The following is a 13,446-nucleotide window of genomic DNA, read 5'->3' as shown; positions in this document are numbered from 1 at the left end:
GGTGCGCTCGTTCGGGTTGGCCGCGGCGAGCTAGTCCGCGGCAACGTCAAGTGCCGCGTAGACCTCGTTGCTCAACGCGACGCTGCGCGGGTCGGCGTTGGCCTTGCTGGCGTCGAAGCGGTTCATCACGTACGCGTAGCCGATCCGGTGTTCGAGGTCGACGAAACCGAACGACCCGCCCAGGCCGCCATGGCCGAAGATTTTCTGGTTGGGACCGTTTACGGCGCGCTGGTTGAGCATGTACCCCAAGCCCCAGCCGTGATCGGCGACCCGCGGCCCCAGCACCAGGTCGGTGTCGAAGCCGCCCTGCGAGACCCGGACCAGATCCATGTGCTCGCGGCTCAGCAGTTTCTCCTGCGCCAGTGCGTTGTAGAACGTTGCCAATCCCAGCGCGGAGACCTGCGCGTTGGTGCCGGGGAACTCCAGCTGGCGCCACAGGTGCAGGTCGTTGGAGCCAAGTTCGTCATCGGGGGCAAACCCCATCGCAATCGACAGCCCCGCCTTGGGGTGGTCGTCGAGGCTGGTGGGGTCGCTGGGGGCTTGCACATCGGCCAGCAGGTCTCGGGCGTGCGGCTTGTTGACCCGCTCGGCGCAGCGGCTCTGGTCGAAGGGGGACAGGCCGATGTGGACGTCGGCGCCGATCGGTTCGGCGATCTCGGTGCGCAGATACTGCCCGACCGTGCGCCCGGTGATCCGGCGGAATACCTCGCCGAGGATGAAACCGAACGTGGTCATGTGGTAGCCCTGGGCGCTACCTGGCTCCCACCGCGGCTCGGCCAAGGCCAATTGCTCGCACACGAAATCCCAGTCGGTGACCTGTTGCCAGCTCATTCGCGCGTTGGGGCCGATCACACCGGAGCGGTGGCTGAGCACCATGGCCACGGTGATGGCTTCCTTGCCCGCCTGCCCGAATTCGGGCCAATAGCGGGCGACCGGAGCGTGTAAGTCCAGCTCACCGCGGTCGGCGAGCTGGTGGACGCAGGTGGCCGTGAGTGCCTTGCTGCCGGACAACACGGTGGTCAGGGTGTCCTGCCGCCACGGCCGGGCACCGGCGGCGTCCGCCGAACCGCCCCAGAGATTGACGACCAGATCACCGTCCACCCACACCGCGACGGCTGCTCCGACCTCCATGCCCTGGGCGAAGTTCCGTTCAAAGGCAGCACGCACTCTTTGGAACTTCCGCGCACATGAGCCGTAAATATCGACGTCGCTCATGGCGCCTTTCTGTGGTGCATAGGCCGTGCTTGGAGCGGGCGACGGGAATCGAACCCGCGTAGCTAGTTTGGAAGACTAGGGCTCTACCATTGAGCTACGCCCGCATGTAGTAAGTCGAGCGAAACTCTACGTGGTGGCTGAGATCAAATCTAATCGACGCAGTCATGTGACCGCTTGGGACGCGGCGCGACTTCCTCGAGGGCCCTGCCGGACCCTGGAGGTCCTTGCAGGCCCGCCGCCGCCGGGCCGTAGGATCGCGAGGTCAGTCCGGGGTGTAGCGCAGCTTGGTAGCGCATCCGCTTTGGGAGCGGAAGGCCGCAGGTTCAAATCCTGTCACCCCGACCAACTCACCGCGACGAACAACCACCAAGGAGCAGATCCGTGAAGAGCAGTGTCGAGCAGTTGAGCCCCACCCGGGTTCGCATCAAGGTGGAGGTGCCCTTCGCCGAACTCGAGCCTGATTTCCAGCGGGCCTACAAAGAGCTGGCCAAACAGGTGCGGCTGCCCGGCTTCCGGCCGGGGAGGGCGCCGGTCAAGCTTCTCGAGGCTCGCTTTGGCCGGGAAGCGATGTTGGACCAGATCGTCAACGATGCCGTGCCCAGCCGGTACGGCCAGGCGTTGGCAGAGTCCGAGATCCAGCCGCTGGGCCGACCGGACATCGAGGTGACTCAAAAGGAGTATGGCCAGGACCTGGCCTTTACCGCTGAGGTGGACGTTCGACCGGAAATTGCGCTGCCGGACCTGACCGGGCTGTCGGTTTCGGTGGATGCGATCGAGGCCACCGACGACGAGGTCAACGCCGAGTTGGAGTCGTTGCGCGCCCGGTTCGGCACGCTGACCGGAGTGGAGCGCCCGGTGGCCACGGGGGATTTCATCTCGATCGACTTGTCGGCGGCTGTCGACGGCGAGGACGTGCCTAACGCCGCCGCCGAAGGGTTGTCCCACGAGGTCGGCTCCGGCCGGCTTATCGCGGGTCTCGACGATGCGGTGGTCGGATTGTCGGTGGACGAGTCGCGGGTATTCACCGCCAAGCTGGCGGCCGGAGATCACGCCGGGCGCGATGCCGAGGTCACTGTCACGGTCAAGTCGGTCAAGGAGCGCGAGCTGCCCGAACCCGACGACGAGTTTGCGCAGTTGGCCAGTGAGTTCGACACCATCGACGAGCTGCGCGCAAGCCTTCGCGAGCAGGTGCTGCAAGCCAAGCGGGTCGGCCAGGCGGAGCAGATTCGCAACGCCACCATCGACGCCCTGCTCGAGCGGGTCGACGTGCCGACGCCGGAGTCGTATGTGCAGGCGCAGTACGAGGGTGTGCTGCACAGCGCGCTCAGCGGCATCAACAACGACGAGGCCAGGTTCAACGAACTGCTCGTTGAGCAAGGATCTTCGCGTGAAGCGTTCGACGCTGAGGCCAGGACCGCCTCGGAGAAGGACGTCAAGCGGCAGTTGCTGCTGGACGCCCTGGCCGATGACCTCAAGGTCCAGGTCGGTCAGGAAGACCTGACCGAACGCCTGGTCCTCACGTCGCGCCAGTACGGCATCGAACCGCAACAGCTGTTTGCCTACCTGCAGGAAAACAACCAGCTTCCGTCGATGTTCGCCGACGTTCGGCGCGAGTTGGCGGTCAAGGCCGTGGCCCAGGCCGCGACGGTGACCGACACCGACGGCAACACGATCGACACCAGTGAGTTCTTCGGCAAGCCGCCGGAGAACGACGTAACGGACTTGTTGGACGACGACGCCGACGAAGACGCCGGCGTGGACGCCGATGGGGATGCAGAAAACTCAGCAGAGCCCGTCGACGCGGACAGCGCCGACGCGGCCCAGGGGGCCGGCTAAGGCCACATGGCATGACGCTGTGAGCGAACGCGCCGACTTCAGGGGGTGCGTGGGCGCCACACAGTGGGTGCGGTTGGTTAGGGTCGGACACAGAAGAACTCGAGAAAGCAGGTAACCCAGTCGTGACTGACATGCGTTCGAACTCGCAGGGTCTCAATCTCACGGACTCGGTCTATGAGCGCTTGCTCTCCGAGCGCATCATCTTCCTGGGGTCGGAGGTGAACGATGAAGTCGCCAACCGGCTGTGCGCGCAGATTCTGTTGCTCGCCGCCGAAGACGCCAGCAAGGACATCAACCTCTACATCAACTCGCCGGGTGGATCGATCAGCGCCGGCATGGCGATCTACGACACCATGGTGCTGGCCCCCTGCGACATCGCCACGTATGCGATGGGCATGGCCGCCTCGATGGGCGAGTTCCTGCTGGCAGCGGGTACCAAGGGCAAGCGTTACGCGTTGCCACACGCCCGCATCCTGATGCACCAGCCGCTGGGTGGGGTGACCGGTAGTGCGGCCGACATCGCGATTCAGGCCGAGCAGTTCGCCGTCATCAAGAAGGAGATGTTCCGGCTCAACGCCGAATTTACCGGCCAGTCGATCGAACGTATCGAGGCGGATTCGGATCGCGACCGCTGGTTCACCGCCCCCGAAGCTCTGGAATACGGTTTCGTCGATCACATCATCACCCGCGCCGCCCACGTCAACGGAGAAGCACAGTGAATCCTCAGGTCCAGCCCCAGGCGCGGTACATCCTGCCGTCGTTCATCGAGCACTCCAGCTTCGGGGTCAAGGAATCCAACCCGTACAACAAGCTGTTCGAGGAACGCATCATCTTCCTCGGCGTCCAGGTCGACGACGCGTCGGCGAACGACATCATGGCGCAGCTGCTGGTGCTGGAGTCGCTGGACCCCGATCGTGACATCACCATGTACATCAACTCGCCGGGTGGCGGGTTCACCTCGTTGATGGCGATCTACGACACCATGCAGTACGTGCGGGCGGACATCCAGACGGTATGTCTGGGACAGGCCGCTTCGGCCGCGGCGGTGTTGCTGGCCGCGGGAACCCCGGGCAAGCGCATGGCGCTGCCCAATGCGCGAGTGCTGATCCACCAGCCGTCGTTGTCGGGCGTCATCCAGGGACAGTTCTCCGACCTGGAGATCCAGGCCGCCGAGATCGAGCGGATGCGCACCCTGATGGAGTCCACGCTGGCCCGCCACACCGGCAAGGATCCCTCGGTGATTCGCAAGGACACCGACCGGGACAAGATCTTGACCGCCGAAGAGGCAAAGGACTACGGGATCATCGACACGGTTCTGGAGTACCGGAAACTCTCGGCCCAGAACGCCTGAGGCGGCGGCCGGAATTTCGTTGACGGGCGACGGTCGATACGGCCGCGCTCGGTTGTCTTAGTCGAGGTCTGACCCGGCGAGTTGGCTCTCGTCGGGGTCGGGGCTCTCGTCAGAGTCGGGGCGGGGAAAGCGCCGCAAGCCCAGGACGAACGCGGCCGCCAGTAGCACCGAGGCGCATCCCAGCGCGATTCGGATGCCCTGCATGAAGTCCGAATCGGCGGCGCTGACGATATTGGTTTCCTGCGCCGACGTGATGCGGTGTCGCGGCCCGATGAAGGCGGCGTGCGCATGCGGATTGGCGCTGTCCACGATGGTGTCGACAACGATCGAGCGCACGACGGGATCGGGCAGGTCATCTTCCATGCTTTCCGGCAGTGTGGCGCCCAACCATGCGGCCAGAATCGAGCCCAAGAAGGCGACGCCAAAAATTCCGCCCATGGACCTTTGTAGGTTGAGCAGGCCGGCGGCCATGCCGGCGCGGTGATCATCAACCTTGGTCATACCAAGGTGTAGCAGCGGTGTGACGCTGCCGCCGGCCCCCGCGCCGAAGACGGTCAGTCCCATCAGGGCGAGCGCGGGTACATGGCCCATCGCGGTGACGAACAGCACCAGCCCGGTGACCATGGCAGCCAGACACGTGACCACCGGCAGCCGCGGGCCCCATTTGTTGACCGCCGCGCCCGCCAGCAGGCTCGCCATCCCAAATCCCGCGGGCACCGGCAACATCATCAGGCCGGCGTGCAGCGGTGACAGGTCGCGCACATTCTGGAAGAACTGCGTGATCACCATCAGCGTCCCAAAGAAGCAGGACATCACCACGAAATAGACGATCAGCACGGACCGATAGACCGGCTCGGTGAACAGCTGGAGATCGATCAACGGAAACGGGGCGCGCCGTTCATGCCGGATGAAAGTCCACAACAACGCGACGATGATCAGAAGCAGTGAGGTCAGCACGATGGCCGACCGCTGCTGAAACCGAGGTGCCTCGATGATCGTGTACGCCAACACCGCGATCCCGGGCACGAAGGTCAGCTGTCCCACCCAATCCAGCTCGGTCGGGTCGGGATCCCTGGACTCGTCGACACCGATCAGCGTCAGCACCAACACGATCGCGCCGAGCGGCACGTTGACCGCGAACACGCTGCGCCAGCCAAGGGTCTCCACCATCAGTCCGCCCAGCGCCGGTGCCGACGCGGCGCCGACCATCCCAATGGCCATCCAGTCCGCGATGGCCCGGGCCTTCATGCGCTGATCGGGAAAGGCGTGGCTGAGCAGGGCAAGTGACAACACCGATATGAACGATGCGCCCAGGCCCTGGATCACTCGGGCCGCGGTGAACATACCGAGATTGATCGGGAGCACGCACACCACCGAGCTTGCGACGAACAGGGCCAGTCCGACAAAGAATCCCCGCCTGCGGCCGTAGCGGTCGCCCAGCAAGGCGCAGCTCATCAGCATGGCCGCCATCCCCAGGCTGTAGCCGGCGACTGCCCACTGAAGACCTTGCTCGCCGGTGTGAAACACCCTTTGGATACTGGGCAATGCGACGTTGACGATATTGACGTCCACGAACACCATGAAGATCCCCAGCCCCGTTGCCGCCACGGTCAGCCGCTGGCGTCGGGTCATGGCGACGTTGTCCGCGGCGGGGGCAGTGGCGGGTACCTCAGCGCTGCCTGACGTGGTTGGGGGTTCGCCGATTTCGCCTGGGTTGCTCATAGCTCGCCTTGACCTTTCGCGTGGACAGGGAATGCGGCTAGAAGTTCGTCGGCTGGGTTTGACGGCTTTGATCGGCCCGCGGATCGGGGAGCAGGCCAGGACCCCAGGGCGGACCACGAGGCCGGTCGGCGGCCGGCGCCGCTAAACCATGCGTTGCCGAGCATCGCTCTCACAATGGTCAACACTAGGGAAACTGACGTAGTGGCAACGGCGTTTTACGCAGCTTTTCCAACGCCGGCCCGGCGAGGAGGGGGGAAGGGGTCACCTGTGGACGCTGCGAGACTGGGCGAGGCCGACAGCGCGCCGCCGACCTCGATCAGTGCGGAAAACATCAGCCAACCGCGCAACGTCGCTGTAGGGTGGTCGCCTGGGGGCTTGGTAGCCATGAGTTTCGCCAGCTGACGGGCCTCGGTGGCGTAACGACCACGACACGCCAGAGAAACGTACAGCGCGTCTCGGCGAGTGGTGGGAGCCGTTGGGCTATATGTTGCATTCAGACGAAAGGCACGAATAACCCAGCGAATACCAAGGACGCTATTCGGTGTTAACGGTCGCGGTGGGCCGGAGCAAGCGGGTAGCGTCGGGGGATACACGCGGCACGGCAAGACGAACGGCGAACAGGAAGTAGGCCCTCACCAAAATGGCGCGCATAGGAGACGGCGGCGACCTGCTGAAGTGCTCGTTCTGCGGAAAGAGTCAGAAACAGGTCAAGAAGCTCATAGCTGGCCCCGGTGTGTACATCTGTGATGAGTGCATCGATCTGTGCAACGAGATCATCGAAGAGGAACTCGCTGACGCCGACGATGTGAAACTTGACGAACTGCCCAAACCGGTCGAGATCCGGGAATTCCTCGAGGGCTACGTCATCGGCCAAGACACCGCGAAGCGCACGCTCGCCGTCGCGGTCTACAACCACTACAAGCGGATCCAGGCCGGCGAGAAGTCTCGCGATTCCAGGTGCGAGCCCGTGGAGCTGACCAAGTCCAACATCTTGATGCTCGGGCCTACCGGATGCGGTAAGACCTACCTGGCCCAGACCCTGGCCAAAATGCTGAACGTGCCGTTCGCGATCGCCGACGCCACCGCGCTGACCGAGGCGGGTTATGTGGGTGAAGACGTCGAGAACATCTTGCTCAAACTCATTCAGGCCGCCGACTATGACGTGAAGCGTGCCGAGACCGGCATCATCTACATCGACGAGGTGGACAAGATCGCTCGCAAGAGCGAGAACCCCTCCATCACGCGCGACGTCTCCGGTGAGGGTGTTCAGCAGGCCCTGTTGAAGATTCTCGAGGGCACCCAAGCTTCGGTGCCCCCGCAGGGTGGCCGCAAGCATCCGCACCAGGAATTCATCCAGATCGACACCACGAACGTGCTGTTCATTGTCGCGGGTGCATTCGCCGGGCTGGAGAAGATCATTTACGAGCGGGTCGGCAAGCGCGGTCTGGGCTTCGGCGCCGAAGTGCGCTCCAAGGCCGAGATCGACACCACCGACCACTTTGCCGATGTGATGCCCGAGGATCTGATCAAGTTCGGTTTGATCCCCGAATTCATCGGTCGGCTCCCGGTCGTTGCCTCCGTCACCAACCTGGACAAAGAGTCCTTGGTCAAGATCTTGTCCGAACCCAAGAACGCGTTGGTCAAGCAGTACACCCGGCTCTTCGAAATGGACGGTGTGGAGCTGGAGTTCACCGATGACGCGCTGGAAGCGATCGCCGACCAGGCGATTCACCGCGGCACCGGTGCTCGCGGGCTGCGGGCCATCATGGAAGAAGTCTTACTGCCGGTGATGTATGACATCCCGAGCCGTGACGACGTCGCCAAAGTGGTGGTCACCAAGGAGACCGTGCAAGACAACGTGTTGCCGACGATCGTGCCGCGCAAGCCGTCACGTAGTGAGCGCCGCGACAAGAGTGCCTAACCGGCGCTGATGCCGGGCGCTTCCGGTCGCAAGCCGGCGTCCTCGACCGAGTCGAGTGACGCAGCCTCATCTGATGCGATGGCGGCCTACGATGCGCTGCCGCGCAGAGTGGTCCATGCCCTGGACCTGGTGAACTTCTCGCTCGCTGACGTCCGCGATGGCTTGGGTCCCTACCTGTCGGTGTACCTGTTGGTGACCAACAACTGGGACCAAGCCTCGATCGGGTTTGTGATGGCCGTCGGCGGCATCGCGGCCATCGTGGCGCAGACACCGATGGGCGCGTTCGTGGACCGGACGAAGGCCAAGCGGGCGTTGGTCATCACCGGCGCCTTGGCGGTCACCGCGAGTGCGCTGGCGATGCCTCTGTTTCCCGAACTCCGCTCCATCTCGTTGCTGCAGGTGCTCACCGGGATCGCCAGCTCGGTCTTTGCTCCGGCGCTGGCCGCAATCACGCTGGGCATCGTAGGCCCGCAGCTGTTCGCCAGGCGGATCGGGCGCAACGAGTCCTTCAATCACGCTGGCAACGCCACGGCCGCCGCCATCACCGGTGGGTTGGCCTTCTTCTTCGGGCCGGTGGTGGTGTTCTGGGTGCTTGCCAGCATGGCGGCGATGAGCGTCGTGGCAACCCTGCGCATTCCGCATGATGCGATCGATCATGACCTGGCCCGCGGTATGGATCACGCGCCCGGGGAACCGCATGCTCAGCCATCGGGCTTTGGGGTGCTGCTGCACAACCGCACATTGATGATCTTCGCGGCGGCCGTTGTCGCTTTCCACTTCGCCAACGCGGCCATGCTGCCGCTGGTGGGCCAGGTGCTGGCCCTGCACAACAGGGACGAGGGCACGGCGTTGATGTCGTGGTGCATCGTGGCGGCCCAGGTGGTGATGGTGCCCGTGGCGTACGTGACCGGGAGCAGGGCCGATGCCTGGGGACGAAAGCCGATCTTTCTGGTGGCGTTCGCCGTCTTGACCGCTCGTGGCTTCCTCTACACGCTGTCGGACAACTCGTACTGGCTGGTTGGGGTCCAGTTGCTCGACGGCATTGGCGCCGGCATCTTCGGAGCGCTGTTTCCGCTTATCGTCCAGGACCTCACCCACGGAACGGGTCACTTCAACATCAGCCTTGGCGCCATCACCACGGCGGTGGGGGTCGGCGCGGCGTTGTCCAACTTTGCTTCCGGCTGGGTGGTCGTCACTGCGGGCTACAACGTGGCCTTCATGTCCCTGGGTGCGATCGCTGGCGCGGGCTTCATCTTGTACTTGCTTGCGATGCCGGAGACGTCTTCGGCAAGACTTGCCGGGCGTTGAGTTGCGGTGGATCTCCGCGGTGGCTGTGCGCGGCGGGCTGGCGTCGCGCGCCACGCTCGGCGCGGCCGGGGCGGAAGAAGTGACCAATACCACACTTTTCTTCGGCCGCCGTTATCGCCCCCTCTGACGTCGGGTTTGCGATGTATGTCCCATGTACACGGGACATTTCGGCGTCATTGTCCCCTTAAGGAGGTGACATGAGGTTGCCATACACTCCTTATGTAAGTGTCATAATCGGTACTGCCAGTGACACAAAATCGTGAGGGCGGGGAGCCACTCCGACGACGCGTAATCTAGAGATTTGGCGCGGAGTGCCTGTCCCCAGGTAGACGGAAGGGCGGAGACGTGGATCCGAACGGCAGCGAAGCCGGACCAGAGTCTCATACCGCGGCGACCCATGGCGGGCCTGACCGGCAGCGCCTGGAGAATGTGGTTATCCGTTTCGCCGGGGACTCCGGCGACGGCATGCAGCTGACCGGCGACCGATTCACGTCGGAGGCCGCGCTTTTCGGCAATGACTTGGCGACCCAGCCGAACTACCCCGCCGAGATCCGGGCCCCCGCAGGCACGCTTCCCGGGGTTTCGTCTTTTCAGATTCAGATTGCCGACTACGACATCCTGACCGCCGGTGACCGGCCCGACGTGCTGGTGGCGATGAATCCGGCCGCGCTGAAGGCCAATATCGGCGACCTGCCGCTGGGCGGGATGGTGATCGCCAACTCGGACGAGTTCACCAAGCGCAATCTGACCAAGGTGGGGTACGTAACGAACCCGCTGGAGTCTGACGAGCTCGAGGAATACGTCGTCCACTCCGTCCCGATGACCACGCTGACGCTGGGAGCCGTCGAAGCGATCGGCGCGTCGAAGAAGGACGGGCAGCGGGCCAAGAACATGTTCGCGTTGGGCCTGGTGTCCTGGATGTACGGGCGGCCGATACAGACCAGCGAGACGTTCATCAGGGAGAAGTTCGCCCGCAAGCCCGAGATCGCTGAAGCCAATGTGTTGGCCCTGAAGGCGGGCTGGAATTTCGGCGAAACCACCGAGGCTTTCGGCACCACCTACGAAGTACCCCCGGCGAAGCTTCCGCCCGGCGACTACCGGCAGATCTCCGGGAACACCGCGCTGGCCTACGGCATCGTCGCGGCCGGGCAGCTGGCCGACCTCCCCGTGGTGCTGGGCAGCTATCCCATCACGCCGGCGTCGGACATCCTGCACGAGTTGTCCAAGCACAAGAACTTCAACGTGACCACCTTCCAGGCCGAAGATGAGATCGGCGGCATCTGTGCCGCACTCGGCGCCGCCTATGGGGGCGCGTTGGGCGTCACCAGCACATCGGGACCCGGCATTTCACTCAAGTCGGAGGCGCTCGGGCTCGGCGTGATGACCGAGCTGCCGCTGATCGTCATCGATGTGCAGCGGGGAGGGCCGTCGACCGGTCTGCCCACCAAGACCGAACAGGCTGACCTGCTGCAGGCCCTATACGGCCGCAACGGTGAGTCGCCATTGGCGGTGCTGGCGCCGCGGTCGCCTGCCGACTGCTTTGAGACCGCTCTCGAGGCGGTGCGGATTGCGGTGTCGTATCACACGCCGGTGATCCTGTTGTCCGACGGTGCGATCGCCAACGGATCGGAACCCTGGCGCATCCCGAACGTCGCCGATCTGGCGCCGATCAAGCACACCTTCGCCACGCCCGACGAGCCCTTCCAGCCCTACGCCCGCGACCCGGAAACCTTGGCCCGCCAGTTTGCCGTGCCCGGCACTCCCGGGCTGGAACACCGCATCGGCGGACTAGAGGCCGCCAATGGAACGGGCGCCATCTCGTATGAGCCGACCAATCATGACCTGATGGTGCGGTTGCGGCAGGCCAAGATCGAGGGGATCAGTGTTCCCGATCTCGAAGTCGACGATCCGACCGGTGATGCCGAGTTGCTGATCATCGGGTGGGGCAGTTCCTACGGGCCCATCGGAGAAGCGTGCCGGCGGGCGCGGCGGCGCGGGACCAAAGTGGCGCATGCTCATCTGCGCTACCTCAACCCCTTCCCGGCGAATCTGGGCGAGGTGTTGCGACGTTACCCGCAGGTGGTGGCTCCGGAAATGAACCTGGGTCAGCTGGCGTTGGTGCTGCGTGGGAAGTATTTGGTCGACGTGCAGTCAGTCACCAAGGTCAAGGGTGTCTCGTTCCTGGCCGACGAGGTGGGGCGCTTCATCCGGGCCGCACTGGCCGGCAGACTGGGCGAACTCGAGCAAGACAAGATGATGGTCGCCAAGTTGTCGGCGGCCACGGTTGAAGCGGGAGTAGGCGCATGACCCGTGCCGCGACGACGCAGAGCGAGGCGATGAGGAGGAGCGGCGCTCATGACTAGCGTGATCGGCAATCTGGCTGGCACAAACCTGGGTGTAACGCCTGTTTTGTCCAAGAACACCGGAGTGCCCACCACCGACCAGCCACAAAAGGGCAAAGACTTCACCAGCGACCAAGAGGTCCGCTGGTGCCCCGGCTGTGGCGACTACGTCATTCTCAACACCATCCGCAATTTCCTGCCGGAGCTGGGGTTGCGTCGCGAGAACATCGTGTTCATCAGCGGGATCGGCTGCTCTAGCCGCTTCCCGTACTACCTCGAGACCTATGGCTTCCACTCGATCCACGGGCGCGCTCCGGCAATCGCGACCGGTCTCGCGCTGGCCCGCGAAGACCTCTCGGTTTGGGTGGTCACCGGTGACGGCGATGCCCTTTCGATCGGGGGCAACCACCTGATTCACGCGCTGCGGCGCAACGTCAACATCACGATCCTGCTGTTCAACAATCGGATCTACGGGCTGACCAAGGGCCAGTACTCGCCGACGTCGGAGGTCGGCAAGGTGACCAAGTCGACGCCGATGGGTTCGCTGGACACCCCGTTCAACCCGGTGTCATTGGCGTTGGGGGCCGAGGCCACGTTCGTCGGCCGCGCGCTGGACTCCGATCGTGCGGGGCTTTCTGAAGTGCTGCGCGCCGCCACCGAGCATCGTGGCGCTGCGTTGGTCGAGATCCTGCAGGATTGCCCGATTTTCAACGACGGCTCCTTCGACGCGCTGCGCAAGGAGGGTTCCGAAGAGCGGGTCATCAACGTCCACCACGGCGAACCAATTGTGTTCGGCGCCAACGGGGAATACTGCGTGGTGCGATCCGGCTTCGGCCTCGACGTGGCCAAGACCGCCGACGTCGCCGTCGACGAGATCGTGGTGCATGATGCCCACGCCGATGACGCGGCCTACGCCTTCGCACTGTCGCGGCTGTCCGATCAAAACCTCGAACACACGGTGTTGGGGATCTTCCGAAGCATCAGCAGACCGGCCTACGACGACGCGGCTCGCTCCCAGATCAGTGCCGCTCAGGAGTCGACGCCTTCGGATTCGGCCGCGCTGCAGTCGCTGCTGCGTGGCCGCGACACCTGGACCGTTTCCTGAGATGGCCGGACGCGAGTCGGACGCCGTGTCGTTGGCAGGGGTCGTCCTAGCCGGGGGAGAATCCCGGCGAATGGGACGTGACAAAGCCACACTGGTGCTGCCCGGTGGCAGCACGACAATGGTGGAGCACGTGCTCGGCATTGTCGGGCAACGCTGCGAGCCCGTCTTTGTGATGGCAGCCCAGGGGCAGCCGCTACCGCCGCTGCAGGTTCCCGTGCTGCGCGACGAATTGCGCGGGTTGGGACCGCTGCCGGCGACCGGACGTGGCCTGCGTGCGGCCGCAGAGGCCGGCGTTCGGTTTGCCTTCGTGTGTGCCGTCGACATGCCCAAGCTGACGGTGGATCTGATCGATGATCTGGTGCGCAGCGCTATTGAGACCGACGCCGAGGTGGTGCTGCCGTGGGACGGCCGCAGCCACTATCTGGCGGCGATATACCGGACCGATCTCGCCGAGCGGGTCGACGCGCTCGTCGCCGCGGGCGAGCGCAAGATGAGCGCTCTGGCCGACAGTTCGGATACGCAACGGATCGTGATGTCGGACTCTGCGCCGCTGGCCAATGTCAACACTGCCGCGGACCTGCCCACACCGGTGCGGCCCGGACACTGACCCTTGCCGTATCGGTCGCTGGGTGGCCTGCGTGCACCG

10 protein-coding genes and 2 tRNA genes are annotated in these 13,446 nt (G+C 64.4%); 9 read left to right on the top strand and 3 right to left on the bottom strand.

The genetic code is table 11. The annotated features are described in order from the left end of the window. Window positions 1-30 precede the first annotated feature (30 nt). A complete protein-coding gene (locus CCUG20998_RS18780) occupies window positions 31-1,215 on the bottom strand; it encodes a serine hydrolase domain-containing protein (RefSeq protein WP_036456571.1) in 1,185 nt (394 codons plus the stop codon). 30 nt (window positions 1,216-1,245) lie between these two features. Further along, window positions 1,246-1,319: transfer RNA gene (locus tag CCUG20998_RS18775), tRNA-Gly, on the bottom strand. Between the two features lie 164 nt (window positions 1,320-1,483). On the opposite strand from CCUG20998_RS18775, the gene CCUG20998_RS18770 reads away from it, so the two are divergent. The 4 genes from CCUG20998_RS18770 (at window position 1,484) to clpP2 (ending at window position 4,402) form a co-directional block, all read left to right on the top strand. Next, a tRNA-Pro gene (locus CCUG20998_RS18770) sits at window positions 1,484-1,560 on the top strand. 36 nt (window positions 1,561-1,596) lie between these two features. Continuing rightward, a complete protein-coding gene (gene tig, locus CCUG20998_RS18765; RefSeq protein WP_020730231.1) occupies window positions 1,597-3,051 on the top strand; it encodes a trigger factor in 1,455 nt (484 codons plus the stop codon). Between the two features lie 131 nt (window positions 3,052-3,182). After that, complete coding sequence (clpP1, locus tag CCUG20998_RS18760; protein ID WP_036426435.1) at window positions 3,183-3,770, top strand: ATP-dependent CLP protease proteolytic subunit ClpP1; 588 nt, start codon at window positions 3,183-3,185, stop codon at window positions 3,768-3,770. Continuing rightward, window positions 3,767-4,402, top strand: a complete 636-nt coding sequence (gene clpP2, locus CCUG20998_RS18755; protein ID WP_011741457.1) for an ATP-dependent CLP protease proteolytic subunit ClpP2 — start codon at window positions 3,767-3,769, stop codon at window positions 4,400-4,402. The genes clpP1 and clpP2 overlap by 4 nt, the downstream gene beginning before the upstream one ends. 57 nt (window positions 4,403-4,459) lie before the next feature. On the opposite strand, the gene CCUG20998_RS18750 is transcribed toward clpP2, so the two are convergent. Then, window positions 4,460-6,034, bottom strand: coding sequence for an MFS transporter (locus CCUG20998_RS18750; RefSeq protein ID WP_099052721.1), 1,575 nt, complete (start codon window positions 6,032-6,034; stop codon window positions 4,460-4,462). A 730-nt stretch (window positions 6,035-6,764) separates the two neighbouring features. Here CCUG20998_RS18750 and clpX point away from each other — a divergent pair. From clpX to mobA, 5 genes are all read left to right on the top strand, one after another. After that, window positions 6,765-8,045: an ATP-dependent Clp protease ATP-binding subunit ClpX gene (gene clpX / locus CCUG20998_RS18745; protein ID WP_036456241.1), complete on the top strand. Its 1,281-nt coding sequence runs from the start codon at window positions 6,765-6,767 to the stop codon at window positions 8,043-8,045. Between the two features lie 78 nt (window positions 8,046-8,123). Beyond that, the gene (locus CCUG20998_RS18740; protein ID WP_103654150.1) at window positions 8,124-9,353 is read left to right on the top strand and encodes an MFS transporter; all 1,230 of its coding nucleotides are present in this window, start codon (window positions 8,124-8,126) and stop codon (window positions 9,351-9,353) included. A gap of 345 nt (window positions 9,354-9,698) precedes the next feature. Further along, window positions 9,699-11,660 carry a 2-oxoacid:acceptor oxidoreductase subunit alpha gene (locus tag CCUG20998_RS18735; protein WP_020730237.1) on the top strand — a complete coding sequence of 654 codons (1,962 nt, stop codon included), beginning with the start codon at window positions 9,699-9,701 and terminating at the stop codon, window positions 11,658-11,660. Between the two features lie 48 nt (window positions 11,661-11,708). After that, the gene (locus tag CCUG20998_RS18730) at window positions 11,709-12,800 is read left to right on the top strand and encodes a 2-oxoacid:ferredoxin oxidoreductase subunit beta (RefSeq protein ID WP_020730238.1); all 1,092 of its coding nucleotides are present in this window, start codon (window positions 11,709-11,711) and stop codon (window positions 12,798-12,800) included. 1 nt (window position 12,801) lies between these two features. After that, window positions 12,802-13,407: a molybdenum cofactor guanylyltransferase gene (gene mobA, locus CCUG20998_RS18725; protein WP_038580234.1), complete on the top strand. Its 606-nt coding sequence runs from the start codon at window positions 12,802-12,804 to the stop codon at window positions 13,405-13,407. Window positions 13,408-13,446 lie beyond the last annotated feature (39 nt).

Origin of the sequence: Mycobacterium marinum (assembly GCF_003391395.1) — a bacterium.
GTDB classification, from domain to species: Bacteria; Actinomycetota; Actinomycetes; order Mycobacteriales; family Mycobacteriaceae; genus Mycobacterium; species Mycobacterium marinum.
Note: the sequence above shows the minus strand (reverse complement) of the source record. Positions and strands in the feature narration are given on the sequence as shown.